General features: G+C 62.8%; 21 protein-coding genes. 10 read left to right on the forward strand and 11 right to left on the reverse strand.

The window, feature by feature from the left end:
- Positions 1 to 14: 14 nt before the first annotated feature.
- The 3 genes from BUS06_RS32260 to BUS06_RS32270 are packed head-to-tail and all read right to left on the reverse strand — an operon-like array spanning position 15 to position 2,952.
- A complete protein-coding gene (locus BUS06_RS32260) occupies positions 15 to 875 on the reverse strand; it encodes an ABC transporter permease (RefSeq protein WP_074268356.1) in 861 nt (286 codons plus the stop codon).
- Positions 872 to 1,861, reverse strand: coding sequence for an ABC transporter permease (locus BUS06_RS32265; protein WP_074268357.1), 990 nt, complete (start codon positions 1,859 to 1,861; stop codon positions 872 to 874). Before BUS06_RS32265 ends, BUS06_RS32260 begins: the two co-directional genes overlap by 4 nt.
- Positions 1,858 to 2,952, reverse strand: a complete 1,095-nt coding sequence (locus BUS06_RS32270) for an ABC transporter substrate-binding protein (RefSeq protein ID WP_074269425.1) — start codon at positions 2,950 to 2,952, stop codon at positions 1,858 to 1,860. Before BUS06_RS32270 ends, BUS06_RS32265 begins: the two co-directional genes overlap by 4 nt.
- A gap of 320 nt (positions 2,953 to 3,272) precedes the next feature.
- Here BUS06_RS32270 and BUS06_RS32275 point away from each other — a divergent pair, with 320 nt between their 5' ends.
- Entirely contained in the window at positions 3,273 to 4,148 is an 876-nt protein-coding gene (locus tag BUS06_RS32275) for a LysR substrate-binding domain-containing protein (RefSeq protein ID WP_074268358.1), read from the forward strand.
- A 45-nt stretch (positions 4,149 to 4,193) separates the two neighbouring features.
- Here the strand turns inward: BUS06_RS32275 and BUS06_RS32280 are convergent, their stop codons facing one another.
- The gene (locus BUS06_RS32280; RefSeq protein WP_074268359.1) at positions 4,194 to 5,276 is read right to left on the reverse strand and encodes a calcium:cation antiporter; all 1,083 of its coding nucleotides are present in this window, start codon (positions 5,274 to 5,276) and stop codon (positions 4,194 to 4,196) included.
- 152 nt (positions 5,277 to 5,428) lie between these two features.
- On the opposite strand from BUS06_RS32280, the gene BUS06_RS32285 reads away from it, so the two are divergent.
- Positions 5,429 to 6,583 carry an acyl-CoA dehydrogenase family protein gene (locus BUS06_RS32285; RefSeq protein ID WP_074269426.1) on the forward strand — a complete coding sequence of 385 codons (1,155 nt, stop codon included), beginning with the start codon at positions 5,429 to 5,431 and terminating at the stop codon, positions 6,581 to 6,583.
- Positions 6,584 to 6,689: 106 nt separating this feature from the next.
- On the opposite strand, the gene BUS06_RS32290 is transcribed toward BUS06_RS32285, so the two are convergent.
- On the reverse strand, positions 6,690 to 7,046 hold the full coding sequence (locus BUS06_RS32290; RefSeq protein WP_074268360.1) for a BON domain-containing protein: 357 nt from the start codon (positions 7,044 to 7,046) through the stop codon (positions 6,690 to 6,692).
- A gap of 334 nt (positions 7,047 to 7,380) precedes the next feature.
- On the opposite strand from BUS06_RS32290, the gene BUS06_RS32295 reads away from it, so the two are divergent.
- Positions 7,381 to 8,022: a DNA-3-methyladenine glycosylase gene (locus tag BUS06_RS32295; RefSeq protein ID WP_074269427.1), complete on the forward strand. Its 642-nt coding sequence runs from the start codon at positions 7,381 to 7,383 to the stop codon at positions 8,020 to 8,022.
- A gap of 279 nt (positions 8,023 to 8,301) precedes the next feature.
- The gene (locus BUS06_RS32300) at positions 8,302 to 8,655 is read left to right on the forward strand and encodes a DUF4148 domain-containing protein (protein ID WP_074268361.1); all 354 of its coding nucleotides are present in this window, start codon (positions 8,302 to 8,304) and stop codon (positions 8,653 to 8,655) included.
- 261 nt (positions 8,656 to 8,916) lie between these two features.
- Here BUS06_RS32300 and BUS06_RS32305 read toward each other — a convergent pair whose 3' ends face one another.
- The gene (locus tag BUS06_RS32305; RefSeq protein WP_074268362.1) at positions 8,917 to 9,357 is read right to left on the reverse strand and encodes a CBS domain-containing protein; all 441 of its coding nucleotides are present in this window, start codon (positions 9,355 to 9,357) and stop codon (positions 8,917 to 8,919) included.
- A 281-nt stretch (positions 9,358 to 9,638) separates the two neighbouring features.
- Here BUS06_RS32305 and ribA point away from each other — a divergent pair, with 281 nt between their 5' ends.
- Entirely contained in the window at positions 9,639 to 10,286 is a 648-nt protein-coding gene (gene ribA, locus BUS06_RS32310; protein WP_074268363.1) for a GTP cyclohydrolase II, read from the forward strand.
- Between the two features lie 61 nt (positions 10,287 to 10,347).
- Here the strand turns inward: ribA and BUS06_RS32315 are convergent, their stop codons facing one another.
- Complete coding sequence (locus BUS06_RS32315; protein ID WP_074268364.1) at positions 10,348 to 11,247, reverse strand: NmrA family NAD(P)-binding protein; 900 nt, start codon at positions 11,245 to 11,247, stop codon at positions 10,348 to 10,350.
- A 232-nt stretch (positions 11,248 to 11,479) separates the two neighbouring features.
- Here BUS06_RS32315 and BUS06_RS32320 point away from each other — a divergent pair, with 232 nt between their 5' ends.
- Entirely contained in the window at positions 11,480 to 12,391 is a 912-nt protein-coding gene (locus BUS06_RS32320; protein ID WP_074268365.1) for an AraC family transcriptional regulator, read from the forward strand.
- A gap of 54 nt (positions 12,392 to 12,445) precedes the next feature.
- Here BUS06_RS32320 and BUS06_RS32325 read toward each other — a convergent pair whose 3' ends face one another.
- The 3 genes from BUS06_RS32325 to BUS06_RS32335 all read right to left on the reverse strand — a co-directional run bounded on the left by BUS06_RS32325 (position 12,446) and on the right by BUS06_RS32335 (position 14,809).
- Entirely contained in the window at positions 12,446 to 13,288 is an 843-nt protein-coding gene (locus tag BUS06_RS32325; protein ID WP_074268366.1) for an anti-sigma factor family protein, read from the reverse strand.
- A complete protein-coding gene (locus tag BUS06_RS32330; protein ID WP_074268367.1) occupies positions 13,285 to 13,803 on the reverse strand; it encodes an RNA polymerase sigma factor in 519 nt (172 codons plus the stop codon). Before BUS06_RS32330 ends, BUS06_RS32325 begins: the two co-directional genes overlap by 4 nt.
- 226 nt (positions 13,804 to 14,029) lie before the next feature.
- The gene (locus BUS06_RS32335) at positions 14,030 to 14,809 is read right to left on the reverse strand and encodes an anti-sigma factor family protein (protein WP_074268368.1); all 780 of its coding nucleotides are present in this window, start codon (positions 14,807 to 14,809) and stop codon (positions 14,030 to 14,032) included.
- 149 nt (positions 14,810 to 14,958) lie between these two features.
- On the opposite strand from BUS06_RS32335, the gene BUS06_RS32340 reads away from it, so the two are divergent.
- Together BUS06_RS32340 and BUS06_RS32345 are read left to right on the forward strand one after the other, a co-directional pair.
- Positions 14,959 to 16,047 carry a catalase family peroxidase gene (locus BUS06_RS32340; protein ID WP_074268369.1) on the forward strand — a complete coding sequence of 363 codons (1,089 nt, stop codon included), beginning with the start codon at positions 14,959 to 14,961 and terminating at the stop codon, positions 16,045 to 16,047.
- Positions 16,044 to 16,589 carry a cytochrome b gene (locus BUS06_RS32345; RefSeq protein ID WP_074268370.1) on the forward strand — a complete coding sequence of 182 codons (546 nt, stop codon included), beginning with the start codon at positions 16,044 to 16,046 and terminating at the stop codon, positions 16,587 to 16,589. The genes BUS06_RS32340 and BUS06_RS32345 overlap by 4 nt, the downstream gene beginning before the upstream one ends.
- A gap of 83 nt (positions 16,590 to 16,672) precedes the next feature.
- On the opposite strand, the gene BUS06_RS32350 is transcribed toward BUS06_RS32345, so the two are convergent.
- A complete protein-coding gene (locus BUS06_RS32350; protein WP_074268371.1) occupies positions 16,673 to 19,153 on the reverse strand; it encodes a GcvT family protein in 2,481 nt (826 codons plus the stop codon).
- Between the two features lie 261 nt (positions 19,154 to 19,414).
- On the opposite strand from BUS06_RS32350, the gene BUS06_RS32355 reads away from it, so the two are divergent.
- Positions 19,415 to 20,206: a DeoR/GlpR family DNA-binding transcription regulator gene (locus BUS06_RS32355; RefSeq protein WP_074268372.1), complete on the forward strand. Its 792-nt coding sequence runs from the start codon at positions 19,415 to 19,417 to the stop codon at positions 20,204 to 20,206.
- Positions 20,207 to 20,438: 232 nt separating this feature from the next.
- Positions 20,439 to 23,762: a DEAD/DEAH box helicase gene (locus BUS06_RS32360; protein WP_074268373.1), complete on the forward strand. Its 3,324-nt coding sequence runs from the start codon at positions 20,439 to 20,441 to the stop codon at positions 23,760 to 23,762.
- Positions 23,763 to 23,789 lie beyond the last annotated feature (27 nt).

Genomic DNA, 23,789 nt, shown 5'->3' on the forward strand with positions numbered 1-23,789 from the left:
GTCGAAGCGCGGCATCAAAGCGCCACGCCTTCATCGCCAATCAGTGTCTCGAGCAGCCAGATCAGCGCGAAATCGATCGCGACGATGAAGACCGCGAACGAAAACACCGTCGGATCGAGCGACGACACAGTCCGGCTGTACAGCCACACCGGCAGCGTCATGGTGTCGATACCGTAGAGAAAAAACGTCACCGTGAATTCGTTAAACGAGATGATGAAGGCGAACAGCATGCCGGCGAGAATGCCGGGGCGCATCAGCGGCAAGACGACGTCGATGAGCGCGCGAGCTGGGCTCGCACCCATCACGCAGGCGGCTTCCTCGAACTCCGGTCCGATCGCGGCGACCGACGCTGCGCAGTTCTTCACCGTGAACGGCAGCGCCAGAATCACATGAGCAATGATCAGACGGAACACGCCGAGTTCGACCGGCAGCGCGTTGAAGACCAGCAGCAGCGAGAGCCCGAGCATCACGAGCGGATAGACCAGCGGCAATGCCACTAACTGCTCCACCGCCGGTTTGCCGCGAAACCGGTAGCGGCTCAGCGCATAGGCGGCCGGTACGGAGACCAGCGTGGCGATGATCATGGTAGACACCGCCACGATCAGGCTGGTGGTGAGCGCGCGGCCCATCGACAGCACGTCGCTGGCGTCGGGCGCGACAAAGCTGTGCCACGCCGCGCGATACCACTGCAGGCTGTAGCCGGACGGCGGGAATTCGAGCGTGTCCGAGGCACTGAACGACATGGTGATCATCGTCAGGATCGGCAGCGCGGCAAGAAACAGGACGATAGCGGCGAGCAGTGCCGCTGGTTTGCCGAGCCGGCCGGGCATGGCGGCCCACGGGCGCAGCCGGCTGTGAAGGGCAGGCGTGTTCATGCAGACGGCTCCTCGGGAGCGAGACGTTGGGTGCGTCGTACGAGACTTTGCGAGATCGCCATCACGGTCAACGTGGCGACCATCAGCACCACACCGGAGGCCGACGCGGCCGGCCAGTTCAGCAGCGGTGCGACCTGGTCATGTACCAGCACGGCAAGCATCGGCACGCGGCGCCCGCCGAGCAGCAACGGCACGGCGAACGCGCTGGCGTTATAGGCGAACACCAGCAACGCGCCGGAGACGAGACCGGGCATCGCCAGCGGCAGCATCACATGACGCAGAGTCTGCCAGCGGGTTGCACCCAGCGTGGCGGCCGCCTCTTCATAAGAGCGCGACACGGCGCGCATGGCGCTCGACAGCGGCAGCACGGCGAGCGGAAACGCCGTCTGGATCAGCCCGAGCAGCACGCCATGCTCGCGATACAACCATAACACCGGACGCTCGATCAACCCGCTTGCGAGCAGCGCGTGATTGAGCAATCCGGCCGGCCCAAGAATCACCAGCCAGCCATAGCCCTGCAACAACAGATTGACGAGCAGCGGCAGCAGCACACCCGCCAGCAGCAGCCGCCGCGCAAGCCGCGACCCGGTACGCGCCATCGCGAGCGCAACCGGGATCGCCAGCAGCACCGCGCAGATCATGCTTTGAAACGCCAGCTTCAAGGTGATCCAGAGGGACCTCATGAAGTAGCTATCGGCCAGGTCCTCATAATTCTGTAGCGTGAAGCCACGCCACTCGCTGCCCTGGGTGCCAAAACTCATCTGCAGCACGACGAGCGCCGCCGCTGCCAGCACGGCAAGAAACAACAGGATCGGCGCCAGCAGCAGCCACGGCCGGGCCTTCGCCCATGTGGCGCCGGGCGCGGCGGCGCAAGCCGGTTCGTCCGGCGCGCCGTCGGCACCCGAGGTTCCCGGCGCGTCCGCTATGCCGGGCACCTCCGAGGTCCCGGAAGCGCGCTGCGAGGAGCGCGCGGGCATCGCCGTCATGCCGAGAAAATCTCGGTATAGCGTTTGATCCACGCCGCCTGCACCGAGGCTAGCGCCTTGTCGTCGTGGAGGATCGCTTTCTCGGCAATCTGCTTCGGACTGGGTACGAACGCGCGGCTCTCGGCCGGGATCACAGCCTTCGAATTGACGGGACCATTGAGGACGTCCGCAGCCATCCGGCCTTGCACGCCGGCATCGAGCGAGTGGTTGATGAAGGCATGAATCAGATCGCTGTCGCCGGGATGCGACTTTGGAATCACAGTGAACATTAACTGTGTGGCGAAGCCTTCCTTCATACCGTAGGTCACGCCCATCTTGTACTCGGGCTTGCGAATCTGATCGGGGAAGAACGCCGGCGAATAGATGCCGCCGATATCGAGCGAACCGGTGCGGAACAGGTCGGCTACCTGGTTTGGGTTCTCGCCGAGCGTCATCACGCGCTCTTTCAGTTCCGCGAGTTTCTTGAAGCCGGGGTCGATATTCTGTTGCGAGCCGCCCGACATCCTGGCGGCAATGATCGCGAGATCGACCGCTTCGGCCCACTCCGGCGGCGGCAGGAACAGCCGGCCGGCGTACTTCGGATCCCATAAGGCCTCGTACGACGCTGGAGCTGTTTTGACGGTCGAGGTGTTGTAGATCAGGCCATCGGACCACAGCAGGTAGCCGATACCGAAACCGTCCGCGCCGGTGCGGTATTGCGGCTCGACTTCCTTCAGGTTGGGCAGCTTGCCGAGGTCGGGTTTAATCAGCAGGCCCGCGTCGCCGAGGCCCGAGGCGCCCACGCCCGCGAGGGTGATGACGTCGTAGGTCGGCCGGTCACCCGCGGCCTTGACCTTGGCGACCATGCCCGAGGTGCCGTCGGCGCGGTCGGCGATCACCTTGGCGCCGGTCTTCGCAGTGAACGTCGCGGCGATATTGCGCAGTGCTGCGGCGCCCGTATCGTCAGACCAGGTCAGGAGCCGCAAGGTCTTGCCGGAGAAGTTCTGCTCCTGCGCCCTCAGATTCACGAACGGCATGGGTAGGGTCGAGACTGCCAGCGCAGCGCCGAGCGCCTTGATAGCGTGCCTTCTGCCGTATTTGATGTCCTGCATGAGCGTTTCTCCCGGGTTGAACAGGGCAACTTTCGCGCGAGTCGTGCCGCGCGAATGCGTTGCGGGTGGATGCACTCTAGGTTTGCCAAAATCACCCAACAAACGAAATCTCTGCATGGACGCCATGACGGAAGCTCATGCGCCGGGCCGCGGGCATCGGCCGGGGATGGCGTTGTCCTGGCATGAGCGCTGCGCATGCGGCTCCAGGGTGGAATGAACCGCGAAGTTTTTTGATCGCTTATGCTGAAGGCTCGCCGGGCGCGAGCAGCCCCCTCGCTGCGCATCCTGGCGATGCATTTTCCTGATACCCAGACTGGCCCATGCGACGACTTCCCCCGCTGAACGCGCTGCAGATCTTCGAGACCGTGGCTCGCCACCGCAGCTTCACACGTGCGGCCGACCATCTCTGTCTGACGCAGGGTGCGGTCAGCCGGCAGATTCTCGCGCTTGAGGACTACTACAAGTTTCCGCTGTTCAAGCGTCAGGCGAAAGGCCTCACGCTCACGGCTGAGGGCGAGTTGCTGCTGCCCGCGGTGAAGGAGAGTTTCGCGCGTATCGAGGAAATCTCGTTGCGGCTCACGCGCCAGCGTACCGATCTGGCCTTGAAGGTGCCGACCTGCGTGATGCGCTGGATGCTGCCGAAAATCATGCAGTTTCAGGCCGAGTACCCGGATCTGCACGTGCAGATCACCACCACCTGGCAGCATGATGTCGACTTTCAGGTCGAGCCGTTCGATGCGGCGATCATCTATGGCTCGTCGCCGGGTGCGGACGTGCAGGCCGTGCCGCTCTTCGAAGAACGCCTGACGCCGGTCTGCGCGCCCGAACTCCTCAACGACAAGCCGCTCGATAGCGTCGCCGATCTGGCGCGCCACACGCTGCTGCACCCAACCCGCGATCACCGTGACTGGAAGATGTGGCTCGATCATGTGGAGGCGCGCGATATCGACGCCGCCCACGGCCCGAGCTTCGACACGCTCGACCTGGCGACCAACGCGGCCTTACAAGGGTTTGGCGTCGCGATCAGCGACCTCGCGCTGATCGACGAGGACGTGGCGGCCAAGCGTCTGGTGAGACCTTTCGAAACGGTGTTGACGACGGGATGGCGCTACTACTTCGTCTATCCGGACTGTGTCGCGCATCAGCAGAAGGTCAATCTCTTCCGTGAGTGGATCACGGAACATTGGACCGAATGAAGGCGAGGGCAGTGCGACTTTAAGGCACGAGCGCGCCGCACAATCTCACGGCGCAAACGACAGAAACAGATACGCTGCAAACAGCGACAGGTGCACGGCCCCTTGCAGGATCGTGGTGCGTCCCGTGCTCAGTGTCAGGGTGCCGACCAGCAGCGTCAGCGCCAGCATGATCATTTCCTTGCCGTTGATGCCGAGCACGAGCGGCTGACCGGTCCAGAGGAACACGCCGGCCACAGCGGGGATCGTCAGCCCGATACTGGCGAGCGCGGAGCCGAGCGCCAGATTCAGGCTGTTCTGCAACCGGTCGGCCCGCGCCGCGCGCACCGCAGCGAGCCCCTCCGGCAACAAAACCAGCGCCGCGATCACGATGCCCACCACCGCAGGCGGTGCGCCGATATTTTGCACGGCTGTTTCGACCGTCGGCGAGAGCAGCTTGGCGAGCAAGACCACGGCCACGAGGCACACCAGCAGCAACGCAGCGGCGATCCCAGCCTGAGTCACGCTGGGCGGTTCGGCGTGAACGCTTTCGTCGGGCGTGGCGGCAAGAAAATAGTCGCGATGCCGTACCGTTTGCACGAACACAAACACGCCGTACAACACTAGCGAGGAAATCCCCGCAAACGCCAGTTGCGACGACGACAGCAACGGCCCCTCGCGCGTGGTGGTGAAATTCGGCATCACCAGCGTCAGCACTGAGAGCGACGCGAGCACGGCGAGCGTGGCAGCGGCGCCGCGTGCCTGGAAGTCCTGTTCGCGATGGCGGATGCCGCCCACCAGCAGACAGATGCCGACGATCCCGTTGCACACGATCATCACCGCCGCGAACACGGTGTCGCGTGCGAGGCCGGCCTTCTCGGGACCGGACGTGAGCATCACCGAGACGATCAGCGCGACCTCGATCACCGTGACGGCTACCGCCAGCACCAGCGTGCCGAACGGTTCACCGACTCGGTGTGCAACCACCTCCGCGTGATGCACGGCGGCGAACACCGAAGCGGCCAGCGCGACACCGACCAGCGCCAGCATCACGCCGTATCCGGGCAGCGCGACTGCCGCGCCGAGTACGACCCAGGCGGCGATGGGCGCTCCAATGGTCCAGCGGGGCAGCACGGGCGATGTTGTCGACATCCGGTCGTTTCCTTTTTCTAATGTTTATGCAGTGAAGTGAGGTTTGCGCGCGAGTTGATGCAACTTGAAGCAATGAATCAGGAATATGCGCTAGTACATTAAACTATAACGAATATGTATCAATGGCGAATGCGAGTTTTGAAGGAGACATTGTGATTCGAAGCCAGGAAACGCTGAATCTGTTGCTCGACAGCATTATCCGTTTTGTCCGTGAACGTCTGGTGCCGAACGAGGAAATCGTCGCGGAAACCGATCAGATTCCCGCCGCGTTGCTGCAGGAAATGAAGGACCTTGGTCTGTTCGGACTATGTCTGCCCGAAGAGTATGGCGGCCTCGGCTTGACCATGGAAGAAGAAGTGCTCGCCGCTATCGAACTCGGCAAGACGTCACCGGCGTTTCGTTCGGCAATCGGCAGCAATAACGGCATCGGCTCGACGGGTATCGTGATCGACGGTACGCCTGCGCAGAAGGAGAAGTATCTGCCGCGACTTGCCTCGGGCGAGCTGATCGGCTCGTTTTGTCTGACCGAGCCGGAAGCGGGTTCGGACGCCGCCTCGCTCAGAACCACCGCTGTGCGCGACGGCGATCACTACGTGCTGAACGGCACCAAGCGCTTCATCACGAATGCGCCGGAGGCGGGGCTCTTCACCGTGATGGCGCGTACCGATCCCACCGCGAAAGGTGCTGGCGCCATCTCCGCGTTCGTTGTGGAGGCGGGTACGCCGGGACTGTCGCTCGGCAAGATCGATCGCAAGATGGGCCAGAAGGGCGCGCATACCTGCGACGTCATCTTCGATAACTGCCGCGTGCCCATGGAGAACCTGATCGGCGAGAAAGAGGGCGTCGGTTTCAAGACCGCCATGAAGGTGCTCGACAAGGGGCGCCTGCATATCGCCGCCGTGGCGACGGGCGCGGCCGAACGCATGCTCGCGGATGCACTGCGCTATGCCATGGAGCGCAAGCAGTTCGGCAAGCCGATCGTCGAATTCGAATTGATTCAGGCCATGCTGGCCGATAGCCAGGCGGAGATCTACGCATCGCGCTGCATGATCGTGGATGCCGCGCGCCGCCGCGATGCGGGCGAGCGGGTCACGAGCGAAGCGTCGTGCGCCAAGATGTTTGCGACGGAAATGTGCGGACGCGTTGCCGATCGTGCCGTGCAGATCTTCGGCGGAGCGGGCTATATGAGCGAGTATGGAATCGAGCGCTTTTACCGCGACGTGCGCCTGTTTCGCATTTACGAAGGCACCACGCAGATCCAGCAGATCGTGATTGCGCGCGAGTTGCAGCGCAGTTTCAATGGGTGAGGTGCGCGCGGGCTATCCGGCGCGAACAGACTGGAGCTGAAATTGAGGCTGAAAACTAAACGGGCACAACCCCCGGTCCTACAGGGTTGTGCCCGGTCTGATGCGCTTACTGACCGATCGCGCGGATCGTCAGGTCGTTCTTTACCGACGTCACGCCTGCCACGCCTTGTGCTGCTTGCGTAGCGATGTCGCTTTGACCTTGTTCCGGCACGGAGCCTTCCAACGTCACTGCACCGTTGCGAGCACGAACCGTGATGTTGTTCACGCTGAGGCCCTTGGTTTTGGACAGGGCCTTACGCACGCTGCGTTGCAGAGCGCGGTTGGCAGCCTTGGTCGACTTGGCGCTCGGGGCAGCCATCGCGCCCGATGCGGCCATTGCATCGCTGCTTTGTGCGTAAGCGTTAAGGGACGCTACGACGATGAGCGCGCCGCCGATGACCTTCATTGCCTGGGATGCTTTCATTCAAGTTCTCCTGTTGTCATGATTCGTCACGGTTCCGGACGGAAACCGCAGGGTTGCACCAACGGTACTTCGGGATCAAATCTGAGTAGAACGATGTTGCTAGTGATGCAAACCTGTCTGCTGATCAAGCGGGCCGAGGCACGCGCAAGCCGGCGAGGGCTGTGCTACTGGCCGGAATGTAACGATACCCTACTTGAAAGAATCCTGAACGTAAGCGTGTAGGGAAATGCTGCTTTTGCACAACGGACTGACCGACAATTGCAATAAACAGCAGATCATTGCGCCACATTGCCGCCGCCTCTCGTTGCACGGGCAACTTATCCTCCACCTGGCCATGACCGACAGACCTCTTCCGATCCTGCCGCTGCACCGCAACGACCTGCCGCTCGATACGGTCGAACTGGCCCGCTACATGGTCGGCAAGTATGTGGTTCACGACCTGCCCGAAGGACGCATCAGCGGGCGGATTGTCGAGACGGAAGCCTATCCGGTCGGCGATTCGACCTCGCACGCGTTTATCGGTCTGCGCGCCTATAACGCCTCGCTGTTTATGGCGCGCGGCCACGCCTATGTGCGGCTGACGTACGGGGTTTCGTACATGCTGAACATGTCCAGCGAGGCCGAAGGGACGGGCGCGGGTATCCTGATTCGGGCGATTGAACCGCTCGAGGGCCTTGCCCTGATGCAGGCGCGCCGTCCGGGCGTCAGTTTGCGCGATCTCGCCCGCGGACCCGGCCGGCTCACGATCGCGCTCGGCATCGGGCAAGCGTTTGACGGACGCGATCTGTGTACCGGCCAGGATCTCTGGATCGGGCGTATAGAGGCAGAGCAAACGGCGGTGGCCGCGACCACACGCATTGGACTGTCGCGGGAGATGCACCGCCCGTTGCGCTTTTATGAGCCGGGCAGCCCGTTCGTCAGCGGGCCGCGCAAGTTGTTGATGCCGCTCTCCCGCGCGCCCATTCGGTCGCTTTGAATGGCCTGACGGTCCTGTTTTCCGGAAGCTACGACCGGTTTAGAAAGCATTTGCTTAACAAATAGCTTGCAAAGTTTACGGAACAGGCAATTGCTACGCAATACTTGTCAGGTCTACGAGGTTTTGCTCGGGTTCCCCATTTAATCTTGCGAATCTCGCAATTATATATCTCGAAATTAAGGGTTTTCCCTTGGGATGGTGGTGGCTAGACTGGAACTACTCGCTTTTCACATGGTGTGTCAAGCGATGCAAAAAAACCAAGTCTGGAGGTAAGCCATCATGAAGTCACTTATTCAAGCTGTCGCTATTGCCGCAATCCTCGCTGCTCCGGCCGCTGCGTTCGCGCAGGCAGCAGATACGAGTCAGCAGCCGATGACGCGTGCTGAAGTCAAGAATCAGTTGATCCAGCTGGAGCAGGCCGGCTACAACCCGGCAGAGGCTAATGACCCGAACTATCCGGCCGACGTGCAGGCTGCTGAACAGCGCATCCAGGCTCAAAATCCGCCGGTAGCGCAGCAGGGCGTGGCGGATACGACCGGCTATGGTCCGTCGACGAGCGGTTCGTCGGCTTCGGGCACCATGCAGCCGGCGACGCCGACCGTGCCGAGCCAACGGATTTATGAAGGCCACTAATCTGGTTGCAGCCAGGCTGGGCCGGTACGCAGGATGACCGGTTCGTTGTGTGATAAAGCGTCATAAGGCGTGCACATCAAACGGTGTGCATCGCCAGAGAACCGGGCGATATGCCGCTGCGATCGACGTGAATCGATGCGCACGGCATATTCGCCGATACGAAAACTCAGGAACCTCCGCTGCCGCAAGGTAGCTTTGCCCAACCCTCGATGGCTTGGGCTTTTTTTGCGGCGGCGGTCGTCGTCGCAGCGCGGCGGAGCGTCAGGGATGCTCGCCTGTGATGTAGAACTCGAGTTGCTGAATCGTGAACTGCTGCTCGGCAATGATGTTCTTCACCAGATCCCCGATCGACACCATTCCCACCAGTTTGTCCTGATCGATTACCGGCAGGTGGCGCATTCGCCGCTCGGTCATGAGCGCCATGCATTCGTCGGTGGTCTGCGTGAGATGAACGAAGCGCACCGCGCGGCTCATGATGTCGCGCACCGGCGTAGCCTTCGACGCGCGGTCCATCAGCACAACCTTGCGCGCATAGTCCCGCTCCGTGACGATTCCGGCGATGCTCTCGCCCTCGGTCACGACCAGCGCACCGATCTGCTTGTCCGCCATGAGTTTGATCGCGTCATAGACGGAATCATCTGCTGCAACCGTGTAGACGTCCCGATTCGGTTTGGATTTGAGAAGTTGCGCAACGCTAGTCATAGAGCGGCTCCATATCGCAGTGCAGCACGTCGCGATGGACGTGCGGTCGGAAAGGACAGGCGATTCCAGTATAGGCCGCGCAAGGTAATCAGGCACTCATGGGCAAATCCCTGGTGTTGTGCTTTTGTACGGACGGCTGACGACGGGAAGGGTGGTTTGCCAGAGCCTGTTTCACCGGCAGGCACGTGTGCAGGTGAACGGGGCCGATTAGCGGTAAACTCCAGTTCCGTACTTTATCCCCGGTTGTTCACGGGTTCATGTCAGTGCCTTTGCCTAACGCCATGCCCACGCCTCAAGATCCGTCGATTGCAGACGGCCAACATAACGGCGAATGCGTCATTCTCGACGCGGTCGCCACGCTTCCCACCCGCTACGGCACATTCACGTCTTACGTTTTTCGCGTTTGCGACAGCGGCACCGAACATCTCGCGCTTGTGATGGGCGACGTTGCCAATGACGAACCGGTGCTGACCCGCCTGCATTCGGAATGCCTGACGGGCGACGTACTGGGCTCATATCGCTGCGATTGCGGCGAGCAGCTCGATCTCGCGTTGCGCTATATCGCTGCCGAAGGTCGCGGCGTGCTGCTGTATCTGCGTGGACATGAGGGGCGGGGCATTGGCCTGTCCAACAAGATCCGCGCGTATGCATTGCAGGAGCAGGGCCGCGACACGGTGGAGGCCAATCTGGATCTCGGCTTGCCCGACGATTCGCGTGAGTACGATTCAGCCGCAGGGATTCTGCGCACCCTGAAGGTCACATCGGTGCGGTTGATGAGCAACAATCCGAAGAAGTTCGATACCTTGTCGCAACACGGCATTCCTGTGTGCGAGCGGGTCGCGCTGGCGATTCCGATGCGCGAGGAGAATGAGCGGTATATCCGGACGAAGCAGGTCAAGTTTGGGCATTACTTTGATGAGAACGAGTGAGTGACGTTTGCGTCGGATGTCCCGCAGTGGGTCGCTGAGGGACATCCGCGCAATCACGTGCCTAGCTCTCGGTCACTCCGACCCTCGGCAACATCGCCGCCAGCACCTCCGCAAGCTCCGTGGTGCCGAAACGCCGTTCGCCAACACCTGCTTCAACATCGATGCGGCCAGCATTGTGCGTCTCGTAGAGATCCGTGATCAACCGTGCGTGTTCGGCGTTGAGGCCGGCGCGCAGCAGCATGGGTGTCCATGCCTCGCGTGGCAATGCCTGCGCAACGACTTCACGTCCGCTGAGCTCGCCGAGTGTGCGCGCGACATCGAGCGCGCTGATGCGCTGTGGACCTTCGATACTGACGATACGCGGCGTAATCTCCCCGGCCGGGTCGTGATCCAGCAACAGATCCGCGGCGAGCCGCCCCACGTCTTGTGCCGAGACGGTCGGAAAGCGTTTGTCGAGCGGTTGATGCAAGCTCGGCAGCACGCCTGCCTTCAACGCGGCGGGCATCACACGGCCCCAGTTCTGCATATGCTCTGCTGCGCGCAGGAACGTCAGGTGGCTCTCCACCGGTTTTAACTGCGCCTCCAGGTAGTGAAACAGCAGCGTGATACCGGTGCCGCGATCCAGTTCCGCTCCATAGTCGGACAACGCGAGGACCCGCGGTGGCGGGTTGGCTCGCAACGCGCTGGCTGCGATGTCGATCATGTGTCGCATCGAATCCGCGGGATGCGGATCGTTACGCGGCACCGGGCAGAGAATCTGCACCGCGTCTGCACCCTCGATCGCCTTGGCGACCGAAGCGCGATCCGTGAGGTCAGCTAACGCGATCTCGCAGCCGAGCTTTGCCAGCACTTCGCCCTGGTGTTCATGGCGGACAACTGCCCGCACCGCACGGCCTGCCTCACGCAGCCGTGCCGCTGTGATGCCTCCCGCATTGCCTGCTGCTCCAAATATCACATACACGTTGCGCTCCTTGTGGACAGATAGGGTGTGGCCATCATAGGAGCGGCTAGCAGGCAAAACGCACACAGATGGATTGAAGCGAGCAGATCTGGATGGTGGTTTTTTGTGGCGCACGGTGACGTCGATTTGCCGCCGCCTCGCCTGGCGGCACCACGCGTCGCGCACGTCAAGCAGGCCGCAAGAAAACGCCGCACAATGCAGGCAACGTCTGTCGACATCCTGGAGGGCCGCAATGAACGCCGCGATTCCTGTCCCCGTACCGCACTCCGGCTCCCGCACCAGTCTGCGATCGAGCGCTGGACTTGGCTGGAACGGATTCGGCGCAGAACTGGTCAGTGTGGCTGCGGGCGTACACCGGATTCCGGCTTTGCAACATCACCGTGTCGGCATACATGTCGGCACGCCGGTCAAGGCGCGCTGTCTGTGCAACGAACGACGCCATGTGCGTTTGCAATCGCCAGGCGACACGGACGTGATCCCGGCGGGACTCGACGGTCAATGGGCCGACGAATCCAGCTGCACGATCTTCAGCGTCTGGTTTGCCGACGCGTTCGCGCGGCGTACGTTGGAGCAAATGGAGCTGCGTGGGAATCGGGCGGAGATTCGTCCGCAGTTCCAGATGCGCGATCCGCGTTTTCAGCATCTGGCCTGGGCGTTGCGCGCCGAGCTCGAGGCGGATGATGCTTCCGATCCGCTTTACGCAGAGAGCCTCGCTACGGCGATGATCGTGCGCCTGCTCGAGGAGGCGCCGCCGCGTGAGGACAAGCGCAGTAAACGTCTCGCCGCGCGGACAGCGGCGCGGGTGGTGGAGTTTATCGAGGGTAATCTCGATCAGCGTCTCACACTCGAGGAACTGGCTGCGCTAGCCGATCTGAGCGTGCCGCACTTCAAGGTGCTGTTTCGCGAGACGCTTGGTATGCCCGTGCATCAGTATGTCGTGCAGCGGCGCGTCGAGCGAGCGCGGACGTTGTTGCTGCAGGGCAGGTTAAGTGCGAGCCAGGTGGCGCTTGAGACCGGGTTTGCGCACCAGAGTCATCTGGCGCACTGGGTGAACCGGTTGCTGGGGGTGACGCCGCGGGAACTGGTGAGGAGTGGGGAAACTCATGCGACGGCAGGCGCCCAGCGCGGACCGGATTGCGCTTGATGCAACGCTAGCCGCTCGCCGTATCGAGTGTATGGGGTAAGCCGCGCGCCCCCATCACCCCCCCTTCGCCGTCAACTGCGCATACACATCATGCGAAAGCTGCAGCAACACCTTGCGATCAATCCCGCCCGAAACCGCATACCCATAATCCCCATCTACCCAATAGAACACATTCACCGGCCCATCCTGATACAGCTTGAACGCGGTGGTATTCGAATTGACCTTGCGGTGTGAGATGCATAGCGTCACGCGCTCGTCGCCGGGGCCGCGATACATGAACTGCGCAACCGGGCCATCCGCGCCAGGCAAGATACGGCCGCCGCTCAACTCAAACCCGCTCTTGTTGAGCAGGGGCGCATGAACATCCGTACCGAGCTTGTTCGACAGCCATTGCACGAAATCCTGATCGTGGTCCGTACCCGTGCTATCGGGCACCTGCACAGCGGGCATATACACCACATGCGCCACCGCCGCCTGACGGGCGAGCCCATCCGACGCATCCGCGCTGACCGGACGCGTGTCCGAAGAACCGCCGCCCATGCTCGTGGAGTTACCCGCCATGCCCGGCACGTCCTTGCCCATCTGCGTGCCCACGCCAATGCCGACACCCAGCACCAACGCCGCTGCCATGCCTGCAAACTGCGGCCAGTTCGCCGCATCCAGCCAGCGACGCTTCGGCGCAGGCGGCTGCAGCCGCTTGGGCACCGGCTCGCTCAGCACGCGATCGTAGCGGTCATGAAAGAGGTTGTTCAGGGAAAAGTAGTCGCTGACGCGCGCGGCCAGTTCGGGGCTCTGCTCGAGTGCGCGCTCCACCTGGGCGCGGCGCTCGTCGGATAGCGTGCCGTCCACGTATGCGTGGAGGTCTTCTTCGCCGATCGGAGTCACTTGTTCGTTCATCGCACCACCTGTAATTTCGCACCGGGCTGTGTACCCGCCATCAAAGCCCTGAGTCGTTCACGTCCGCGTGAGAGCCGCGACATCACCGTGCCGATAGGGATATCCAAAGCAAGCGCCACGTCGGCGTAACTCATCTCTTCCAGACCGACCAGCAGCACGACTTCGCGCTGCTCGGCGGGCAAACGCTGCAACGCGTAGTCGAGATCGCGCATTTCAAGCGAGCGGGTCGCGTCCGCAGGGACCGCGAATTCGCTTTCCGCGACGCTTTCGTCGTCCACCGAAATATGCACGGCCCGCACCGAAGCCTTGCGCGCCTGATTGGCAAACACGTTGTGCATGATTGTAAATAGCCACGCACGCAGGTCAGTACCGGCCTGAAACATCGACGTGCGCCCTAATGCGCGCTCCAACGTGTCCTGCACCAGATCGTCGGCCAGGTCCCGATTGTTGATCAGCGCCCTTGCGTAGCGGCGCAACCTCGGGACGTGCTCCATTAACTCATCACGGATGTCCATTGCCCTTACCAGTGAGTGCCGCCGAACCGCTTCCTGCGCGCCGCGCCTGCGAAGGCGAAGGAGCACGGTGGGGACGGTCCGGCGTTTTCCTGCGAAATGTGCCACTTCAGTCGCCCGCACGGATGGGTTCAGGCGACTCACGGCGTTACAGGTGCAAACACGCCTGTTTACATTTTATTCCCGGCCTGAATGACGTACGGCAACAAGTTCTTTGTTCAGACAAGACTTACCTCATCGTCAACAGGTCGGCGGCGCTCATCAGGCCGCGTGCATTGGCGGCGCCGGCCAGCACATAACGTTGCTGGCGGCCCGTCCAGCTGAGCAGCCGAAGCGTGCCAACCCGCCGGGCGCTCCATTGTGACTGGGCAGCTGCGGCTGGCCGGGTGGACGCGACCAGCAGCACGATCGGTTCGCCCTGGGCGTTGAGATAGACGTATTCCGTTGCCCGGGCGAGCGGACCGAGATCCAGTGTCCGGTGGCTCACCAGGTGCATACCGACCGGCACGAGATTGGGCGCTGCGGGATCTACCGCGACGGCCCCGGCCGCCGGAGCCGCCTGTGCGCCGAAATTCTCGCCGGCGGCCTGCGCCAATGCCATCACGGCAGCATTGTCCAATGCGTCCTGCGAAACCCGGGAAGCCGCCATCCAGCCGCTCGTGGCCACCACAGCCAGCGCCAGCGCGAGCGCCAACGCCAACGCCAGCATGGCTCGCAGCGGACGCAGCCGGATCATCTGCAGCCGCCGCGTCAGCCACCGGCCAGCGGCGGTGTGGATGAAGCCCGTCGTCGCCGCCGCAATAGGCGAGGGCTCGTCGACCGGCTGAAACGCGTCCTGGATCTGCTGGTTCAGCTTGCCGTAGAAGGCCACCCGGCGCGCCTCGCCCGGTCGCTTGCCAAGGTACTGGCGCAAGTGGGCGGCACGTTCGGGCGTGAGAAGGCCGTCGGCATAAGCCTGAATATCGGTTTCGGAGAGCGGCGGATCGTGCCGCGAGTCATCGGATTTCATAAGGGTTGCGCCAGTAGTTTGCTGTTACTGCGCTAACACGACGGAGGCGCCTTTATTCCCTCACATGAATGCATTCGTTTCAGGAATAAACGCAGGAGACGTGTGTTCGCCGTCACGCAGACCCGCTTGAAAAGCCCAAAGGAGTCCTTGTGACAGATCCATCATTTCCCGCACCCGGCCGCATTTGCGTGCCATGCCGGCTCGCCGCGATCGGGGCCGTCGTGCTGGCCATGGCCGGCGGTTTCGCCTATGTGGCCGGCTGGCTCACGCCTCAACGCCTGACCACGCATCGCATCATCAACGCCTTCGAAGCGGACAACGGCAGCCATCCGGGTTTTCGCCGCAACCATGCGAAGGGTGTCTGCGTGTCCGGCTATTTTGACAGCAACGGTAACGCGTCCGCATTATCGAGTGCTGGCGTGTTTGCGCCGGGGTTGACGCCGGTGATCGGCCGTTTTGCGATTCCGGGCGGCAATCCGTCTGCGCCTGATACCAGTGTGCCGATCCGCAGTCTCGCGCTGATGTTCACGCAACACGATGGCGAGCAGTGGCGCACTGGGATGAATTCGGTGCCCGTGTTCCCGGTACATACGCCTGAGCAGTTCTATCAGCAACTGGTTGCCGCCAGGCCGGATCCGGCCACGGGCAAGCCAGACCCAGCGGCACTCAAGGCGTTCAACGCCGCGAACCCGGAGACCAAACCGTTTCAGGCATGGGTCAAGAGCCATCCGCCCTCGTCGAGTTTTGCCAATGGGTCGTACTACAGCGTGAACGCATTCCGTTTCGTGGATGCCAACGGCCAGGCGCGTGCCGTGCGCTGGGCGATGGTGCCCGAGACGCCGTTTGCGCCGATTACGGACGCGCAGAAGAGCGCCGGGGACTTCCTCGACGCCGATCTCGCCCAGCATCTGCAGGACGGCCCGCTGCGCTGGCATCTGATCGTGACGGTGGCCGCGCCCGGCGACCCAACCGACGACGCCACCCAGATGTGGCCGGATGGGCGTCAGCAGATCGATGCCGGCACGCTCGTGATCGAGCACGAGACCTCGCAGGACGACGGCCCATGCCGCGACGTCAACTTCGATCCGACCGTGCTGCCCGCGGGCATCAAGACCTCCGACGATCCGCTGCTGGCCGCGCGTTCGGCGGCCTATTCGGTCTCGTATAACCGGCGCACTCGCGAAGAAGCGCTCAATCCCAACCTGCACCATCCGCAGCCGAATGGAGATCCGTCATGACGCCGACGCACACGCATTTCAGCCCGCTACAGCGACTGCTGCACTGGACCATGGCGCTGCTGATCCTCACGATGCTGTTTATCGGGATCGGCATGGTCGCGACGGTGTCGCATGCGCACGCTACGCTGATCGCGATTCACCGGCCGCTCGGCATCGCGATCCTGTTGCTGGTGTTGCTGCGCATTGGTGCGCGGCTCAAGCGTGGCAGCCCGCCACTGCCGGACGACATGCCTGCGCCGCAGCGCGTCGTCGCCAGACTCTCGCATCTTGTGCTTTACGCGCTGATGCTGGCGATGCCGTTGATCGGGTGGGCGATGTTATCGGCTGAGGGCTATCCGGTGACGCTGTTCGGCGGGGTTCATCTGCCGGCAATTGTGCCGCGTGACGTAGCGCTGTTCGCCGTGTTGCGGGCTTTGCATACGTACCTGGCGCTCGCGTTGTTTCTAACGGTGCTAGGGCACCTCGCGGCCGCGTTGTTTCATGGACTGATTCGCCGCGACGGCGTGTTTTCGAGCATGGCACGCGGGGCTCGCCGGGCCTGAAAGACCGCAGGCTCACGCCGCCTACGTCGCTCACATCGTTCAGGCGTGAGCGGCGCAAGCCAGCACGGTACCGTTCGGAACGGTCAGCTTTTGACGCGTTCCGATCGCGGATCGTACGGTGCTTTAAGATGGACCGTGGCGGGCAACAGATCGCCGGCCACGTCGATCTCGTATCGCCCGCTCGTCAGATACGCGGCGTCGGCAATGCCGTCCGGGTTGTTGATATACCCCATCGCCACTGGACAACCCAAGGTGTGACCGAACGCCGCCGAGCTCACGAAGCCGACCGGCGCACCGTTGCGCAGGATCGCTTCGCCACCCCACAGCATGCGATCGGCGGCACCGTCGGCCGTGAGTACGACCATGCGTCGGCGCAGAGGCTCGTCGCGCAGCTTGAGCAGAGCCTCGCGGCCGCGGAACGGAATCTGCTTGTTCAGTTTGCAGGCGAACGAGAGGCCCGCTTCGAACGGATTTGAATCCGGCGTCAGTTCACGTCCCCAGGCACGATAGCCTTTCTCGATACGTAGCGAATCGATGGCGTAATAGCCCGCGTTGAGGAGGCCGAACGGTTTGCCTGCGGTATGCAGCGTCTCGTAGACGCCCGCCGCAAATTCGACCGGCACATACAGTTCCCAGCCGAGTTCGCCCACATAGGTGAGCCGAGTAGCGCGCACAGTGGCATAGCCGATGTCCACCTCGCGGCTCTGGCCGAACGGGAATCCGTCGTTGCTCCAGTCCGCCTTCGAGATGCTTTGCAGCAGTTCGCGGGAGCGCGGACCCATCACCGCCAGCACTGCGTATTGCCCAGTGACATCCACTAATGTGCAGTGCCTGTCGTGCGGGATCGACTTCTCGATGTAGTCGAAATCCCGCGTGGTCTGCGCCGAGCCCGTGACGATCAGGTATTGATCGGCAGCGAGGCGGGTCAGCGTGAAGTCGGACTCGTATGCGCCGCGCTCGTTGAGCATGCCGGTATAGACGGTGGTGCCAGGCGGCACAGCAACATCGTTGGCGACGATGCCTTGCAATACTTCTTCCGCATCACGTCCCTTGACGAGGAATTTCGAAAACGACGTCATGTCGAACAACGCCACGCCTTCGCGGCAGGCACGATGTTCGGCGCCGCTCCACGGCAGCCAGTTTTGCTGACCGAAGGCGTAGTCGATCTTCGCTTCTGCCACGCTCGGTGCGAAGAAGTTTGGCCGCTCCCAACCCATCTTGCTGCCGAAACTTGCGCCCTGATCGCGCAACATCGGGTAGAGCGGCGAGCGCCGGAACGGACGCGCGGTATCGAGTTCGCGGTTCGGCCAGGGCATCGCGTAATGCAGACCCAGCGTTTCCTTCACGCGGTCGTGCAGCCAGGTATCGTTGCCGTTGAAACGCGCAAACCGGCGGATATCGACCGGCCACAGGTCCATGGTCGGCGTGCCGGCGACGATCCATTCGGCGAGCGCCATGCCCGCGCCGCCGGCCGAGGCGATTCCCATCGAATTGAAGCCCGCGCCCACGAAAAAATGCCGCAGTTCAGGCGCTTCGCCGAGGATGAAGTTGTTGTCCGGCGTGAACGACTCGGGGCCGTTGTAGAACTGCCGGACCTGGGCGCTCTCGAGTGCCGGCACGCGCTGCAGGGCGTTTTCCATCAGGATTTCGAATTGATCCCAGTCGTCGGGCAGCAACTGGAATTCGAAATTCTCGGGGATACCGTTCATGCCCCACGGCTTCGCGTTCGGCTCGAAGCCGCCCATCACGAGGCCGCCCACTTCTTCCTTGAAATAGATAAAGCCGTCCGGGTCGCGCATCACGGGCAGGTCGGGATGCACGCCGGCAATCCGCTCGGTGACGATGTAGTAGTGCTCGGCCGAGTGCAGCGGCACTGTCACATCGCAAAGCCGGCCGACGGCCTTCGCCCATTGCCCCGCGCAGTTGACGACGATCTCGGCGTTGATGGTGCCCTCGGCGCCGTCCTTGTTGCGCCACGCAAGGCCGCTGACTTCGCGGCCGCCCGGAGTTTGCCGTGTATGGATCGCGGTGACGCGGGTGTTCTCGACGATCCGCGCGCCACGTGTGCGGGCGCCGCGGGCGAGAGCTTGCGTGAGGTCGGTGGGGTTGGCCTTGCCGTCGCCGGGCAGCCAGACTGCACCGAGCAGGTCGTCGGTGCGCATCACCGGCCACAGATCGCCGGCTTCCTGCGGGCTAATGACATCGCAGGTCACGCCGTAGGCGCGGGCGACGGCCGCGGTGCGCTTGAGTTGCGTCATCCGCTCCGCCGTGCGCGCAACGGATAGCGAGCCGCATTGTTTCCAGCCGGTGGCGAGGCCGGTATCCGCTTCCAGTTCGGCATAGAGGGCCGTGGAATAGCGGATCAGCTTCGTCATGCTTTCCTGGGCGCGTAATTGGCCTACGAGACCCGCCGCGTGCCAGGTGGTGCCGCAAGACAGTTGACCCTGTTCCAGCAGGACCACGTCGGTCCAACCCATTTTCGTCAGGTGATACGCCACGGAGCAGCCGACGATGCCGCCGCCGACGATCACAACCCGGGCGTGCTGGGGGAGAGGTGTAGACATCTTTCAGGTCCTGGGCGATGAATGTGGATATGCGTGGAAATTCGTGGGCATAGAGTGCAACATAACGCCTCAAAACGCAACACAGTCACGGAAAATTCATCGCAAGGTGATTTAGATAGAGCACGCTATTTCATTAAATATAAAGGCTTAAGCTCATTTTTTCGGGGAAAGTTGATTTGGTTGGATATGTGTGGAAATTGCTTTCTCTGGCGTGACACCTTTGCTAGACTAGGCACCACCCGCACCTTTCCGCCCTCCGGTATGTTTTCGACCCAACGTCAAGCTGAAATCCTGCGCATCGTGCAGACCCAGCGCACCTGCACGGTCACCGAACTGGCCGAAGTTTTTGCCGTGTCCGACGAGACTATCCGTCGCGACATCAAACCGTTGATCGCCGAAGGCGTGTTGCTGAAGGTGCACGGCGGCGTGATGCTGCCGGAGCGGCTCGACGAACCGCCGTTCCAGCGCCGCATGCAAGAGAATCTCGAAGCTAAGCGGGTAATCGCGGCGCGTGTAGCTGATCTGGTGCAGGACGGCGATTCGCTCATCCTCGATAGCGGCACGACCTGTGTCCATATCGCCCAGGCACTGTGCGCCCGCTCGCAGCTGACCGTCGTGACCAATTCCGCGGAAATTGCCCGTACGCTGGCGCCGCGCAACGGCAACCGGGTTTTCATCGCGGGCGGCGAACTGCGCGCCGACGACTCGGCCGCGTTCGGCGAAAGCGCGCTGGCGTTCATCCGCCAGTTTCACGTGCGCTATGCGTTCGTCTCGGTGACGGCAATCGACGCGCAAGGCCGCTTCATGGACGCACAGCCCGACGACGTGTCGTACTCGCTCGTCGCTTTTGCGCAAGCCGAGCGGCGCGTGGTGGTGGCTGACCACGCTAAATTCGGCCACACCGCGCTTGTGCATGCGTTCGGCCCCGAGGCGGTCGATCTGCTGATTACCGATCAGGCGCCGTCTGCTGCGCTGACCCAGTTGTTTGCCGCGGCGGATCTGGAGGTGAGCGTTGGCATGCCCGCGGACGCTGCGGCGGGCGTCGCGCCCTGAGCGATCCGGTGGCGGTGCACCCCGCTTCAAACGCGTGTTTGTTTTCTTGACACATCCGCAACGGTGATGACCGGCACATGCGTAAAATAGTCGGTTTGCAGTGGCGAATGCGGCCCCCGCCAACCCTCGGCGGGCCTCGCAGAACAGCAGAGGATCCGCAGCCCGGGTCAGGCTGCCCCGGCATTTCCTCGACGCTGCCGCTCGCCTGAACACGCATGGATGGGTCACCCGGATGTCGTCAGTTTTCTACGATCGAGAACACGTTACGAAGTGGTTGGGAGCCAGAACGGTCGAGAAGGCGCGCGACTACGTCGATGCAGTGTCGAACCTGCACTGGGAAAACAACACCCTGAGCGGCGAAGTGCAGGGTACGCAGCGGCACCCGTACGTCGTGGACGTGCAGTTTCATGACATCGGCGACGAGTTGTGGGTCGAGGGTGACTGCTCGTGCCCGGTCGGCTACCAGTGCAAGCATATGGCCGCATTGCTGATCGCGGGGCTCGAAGGGGCGGTCGAGTCGCAGCCGGGCGTGCGGCCCGAGCTGGTCCGGTGGATGGAGACATTCCGTGCACGCGCCGAAAGCGAGACCACCCCGAGCCATCGCACTCCAGGCGCTGAGCCGACCCATGCGCTCGCCTATCAGCTCGGCTGGTCGCGTTATCAACAGCGCCACGAGATCCAGCTTTTCAAGGCACGGCTCGATTCGGAAGGCGTGATTCGTTCGATCGACGAACCGTGGAGCAATGTCGAAGCAGCCTTGATCAAGGCGCCCAAATTCGTTTCGGACGACGACCTGGTTATCTTGCGCAGTTTATGGCTCGGCCACTCGCGTCAGAACCACGGGCATTTCATCTTGCGTGGCTCGAACGGCGGCGACGTCCTGCATAAGCTCGTGGCGACAGGGCGTCTGTTTCCCGCGAACCCAGCCGACGGCACATCACGGCATCCGCCGCGCCCGCTCTCGAGGGGCGCGGCAAGAGCGGGCCGCATCGAATGGGAAGCTCAGGCGGACGACCGTCTGAGACCGGTGCTGCGCACCGAGCCGCAGGCCGCGATGGTGCTCGCCACCGAGCCGGTCTGGTACGTCGACGCCGAGGCGGGCGAGGCGGGCATCGTCGAGCTGTCGTTGCCATTCCCGCAACTGCCCGATTACCTGTCGATGCCGCCTATTTCGCTCGCCGAGGCGCCGCTGGTGGCCGCAGTGCTGCGCGAAGTCGCACCCGATCTGCCGTTGCCGCCCGCGCTCGATACGGCCAAAGTCCGCGTCATCGATGTGGAGCCGGTGCCGGTGCTTGCCCTCAACAGTCTGTCGATGTCCGCGCTCGGCCTTGGCAAACACTTCCAGCGCAATCAGATGCTGGACTTCGCAACGGCCAGCTTCGACTACGAAGGCGTCAGCATCAAGGCGGAGAGCAGCGCTACGCTAGTGCCGGTGCCCGGCGGCAGCGTGCTGCATATCCGGCGCCGCTACGACACTGAAAAGAAGCGTCTTCTCGAACTGCGTAAAGCGGGGCTGCAGGTGGTGCCGGCAAGCGGCGGCCACGCGCGGCACACGCTGCCCGAGACGCTACTGGCGTTACCCGACGTCGACGCGTGGCCCGACTTCGTGGACGAAACCCTGCCGGCGCTCAGCAACGCGGGATGGCGCGTAACGTTGGCGTCCGGCTTCCGTCATCACGTGATCGAAATCGATGCAATCGAAGGTACCGCGCGCAGGACCGGCGACGGCTGGTTCGACCTCGAGATGGGCATCACGCTGGGTGATCGCACCGTGCGCCTCGAACCGCTGCTGGCCGGACTGTTCCGGCGCGACCGCCGCTGGCTCGGCGGGGCGCTCGAAACGATCGACGATGACGAAGCCATCGAACTGACCACCGACCGCGCCGAACGCTTGCGTCTGCGTGCGGGACGGCTCAAGCCGGTGGTGCGGGTGCTGGTCGATCTGTTCGATGGGCTGGGCAGCTGGAAGGGTGACGAGAATATCAGGATTCCTGAGCTTGATGCCGGACGTCTTGCCGCACTGACCGATACGGGACGCTGGCAGTTCCAGGGCGACGCGTCGATCCGCCAGTTGGCGCAGCGTCTGCAGACCGGCGGCGGTGTGCAGGAAGTGCCGGTGCCGCGCGGACTGCGGGCCGAGTTGCGTCCGTATCAGCATCAGGGCTTGAGCTGGATGCAGTTCCTGCGCGAGCACAACCTGGCCGGCGTTCTGGCCGACGACATGGGCCTCGGCAAAACGGTGCAGACGCTCGCCCACGTGCTGGCGGAAAAGGAAGCAGGGCGGCTCGACCGTCCCGCGCTGATCGTCTTGCCGACTACGCTGGTCCATAACTGGCGGGAAGAGGCGCAGCGTTTTGCGCCGGATCTGAAGGTGCTGGTCCTGAACGGGCCGCAGCGCAAGGAGCGCTTCGAACTGATCGGCCAGCACGACCTGATTCTCACGACCTATGCCCTGCTATGGCGCGATCACGCTGTCCTCTCGGAGCACGAGTACCACCTGCTGATTCTCGACGAGGCGCAGTATGTGAAGAACGCCACCACCAAGTCGGCGACTGCGATTCGCGATCTGCGCGCACGGCACCGTCTGTGCCTCACCGGCACGCCGCTGGAAAACCATCTCGGGGAATTGTGGTCGCAGTTCGACTTCCTGTTGCCGGGTTTTCTCGGCACGCAGAAGGACTTTACCAAGCGCTGGCGCAATCCGATCGAGCGCAATGGCGATGGCGTTCGGCGCGAGCTGCTGGCGCGGCGCATTCGTCCGTTCATGCTGCGCCGGCGCAAGGACGAGGTGGCGAAAGAGCTGCCGGAAAAGACCACGATTGTGCGTACGGTTGATCTGGAGGGCTCGCAGCGTGATCTGTACGAAATCGTCCGGACGGCGATGCAGGCGAAAGTGCGCGCGGCGGTGAATTCGCAGGGACTTGCCCGAAGCCACATCATCGTGCTCGATGCGCTGCTGAAATTGCGTCAGGTGTGCTGCGACCCACGTCTTGTGAAACTCGAGAAGGCGGCGCGCGTCAAGGAGTCGGCCAAGCTCGAGCTATTGCTGGCGATGCTGCCTGAGTTGATCGAAGAAGGCCGGCGCGTGCTGCTGTTTTCGCAGTTCACCGGCATGCTGGAGCTGATTGCGGCGGCGCTCGACAAGGCCGCGATCCCGTACGTCACCCTGACCGGCGACACCACCGATCGCGCCACGCCGGTGCAACGTTTTCAGCGCGGCGAGGTGCCGCTCTTCCTGATCAGCCTGAAGGCAGGCGGCGTCGGCTTGAACCTCACGGCGGCGGACACGGTGATCCACTACGATCCGTGGTGGAACCCGGCGGCCGAGAATCAGGCCACGGATCGCGCCCATCGTCTTGGACAGGATAAGCCTGTGTTCGTGTACAAGCTGATCGCGGCGGGCAGTATCGAGGAGAAGATTGTCCGGTTGCAGGAGAAGAAGGCGGCGCTGGCCGACAGCATTCTGTCCGAGGACGCGGCGGAGACAGTGAAATTCTCCGATGACGATCTCGACGCGCTGTTCGCGCCCATGCCGGAAATCGCCCGAGCGGGGTGAACGGTAAGGCGTAAGGGGATCGGCCAT

It is taken from the genome of Paraburkholderia phenazinium, assembly GCF_900141745.1.
GTDB classification, from domain to species: domain Bacteria; phylum Pseudomonadota; class Gammaproteobacteria; order Burkholderiales; family Burkholderiaceae; genus Paraburkholderia; species Paraburkholderia phenazinium_B.

What these genes read in the sequence shown, in the direction of transcription:
- BUS06_RS32345 (WP_074268370.1), top strand. Translation starts at nt 16,044, where the DNA reads ATGACGCCGACGCACACGCATTTCAGCCCGCTACAGCGACTGCTGCAC.
- BUS06_RS32280 (WP_074268359.1), bottom strand. Translation starts at nt 5,276, where the DNA reads ATGTCGACAACATCGCCCGTGCTGCCCCGCTGGACCATTGGAGCGCCC.
- BUS06_RS32360 (WP_074268373.1), top strand. Translation starts at nt 20,439, where the DNA reads ATGTCGTCAGTTTTCTACGATCGAGAACACGTTACGAAGTGGTTGGGA.
- ribA (WP_074268363.1), top strand. Translation starts at nt 9,639, where the DNA reads ATGCCCACGCCTCAAGATCCGTCGATTGCAGACGGCCAACATAACGGC.
- BUS06_RS32295 (WP_074269427.1), top strand. Translation starts at nt 7,381, where the DNA reads ATGACCGACAGACCTCTTCCGATCCTGCCGCTGCACCGCAACGACCTG.
- BUS06_RS32335 (WP_074268368.1), bottom strand. Translation starts at nt 14,809, where the DNA reads ATGAAATCCGATGACTCGCGGCACGATCCGCCGCTCTCCGAAACCGAT.
- BUS06_RS32275 (WP_074268358.1), top strand. Translation starts at nt 3,273, where the DNA reads ATGCGACGACTTCCCCCGCTGAACGCGCTGCAGATCTTCGAGACCGTG.
- BUS06_RS32330 (WP_074268367.1), bottom strand. Translation starts at nt 13,803, where the DNA reads ATGGACATCCGTGATGAGTTAATGGAGCACGTCCCGAGGTTGCGCCGC.
- BUS06_RS32270 (WP_074269425.1), bottom strand. Translation starts at nt 2,952, where the DNA reads ATGCAGGACATCAAATACGGCAGAAGGCACGCTATCAAGGCGCTCGGC.
- BUS06_RS32300 (WP_074268361.1), top strand. Translation starts at nt 8,302, where the DNA reads ATGAAGTCACTTATTCAAGCTGTCGCTATTGCCGCAATCCTCGCTGCT.
- BUS06_RS32260 (WP_074268356.1), bottom strand. Translation starts at nt 875, where the DNA reads ATGAACACGCCTGCCCTTCACAGCCGGCTGCGCCCGTGGGCCGCCATG.
- BUS06_RS32350 (WP_074268371.1), bottom strand. Translation starts at nt 19,153, where the DNA reads ATGTCTACACCTCTCCCCCAGCACGCCCGGGTTGTGATCGTCGGCGGC.
- BUS06_RS32305 (WP_074268362.1), bottom strand. Translation starts at nt 9,357, where the DNA reads ATGACTAGCGTTGCGCAACTTCTCAAATCCAAACCGAATCGGGACGTC.
- BUS06_RS32290 (WP_074268360.1), bottom strand. Translation starts at nt 7,046, where the DNA reads ATGAAAGCATCCCAGGCAATGAAGGTCATCGGCGGCGCGCTCATCGTC.
- BUS06_RS32355 (WP_074268372.1), top strand. Translation starts at nt 19,415, where the DNA reads ATGTTTTCGACCCAACGTCAAGCTGAAATCCTGCGCATCGTGCAGACC.
- BUS06_RS32265 (WP_074268357.1), bottom strand. Translation starts at nt 1,861, where the DNA reads ATGACGGCGATGCCCGCGCGCTCCTCGCAGCGCGCTTCCGGGACCTCG.
- BUS06_RS32320 (WP_074268365.1), top strand. Translation starts at nt 11,480, where the DNA reads ATGAACGCCGCGATTCCTGTCCCCGTACCGCACTCCGGCTCCCGCACC.
- BUS06_RS32325 (WP_074268366.1), bottom strand. Translation starts at nt 13,288, where the DNA reads ATGAACGAACAAGTGACTCCGATCGGCGAAGAAGACCTCCACGCATAC.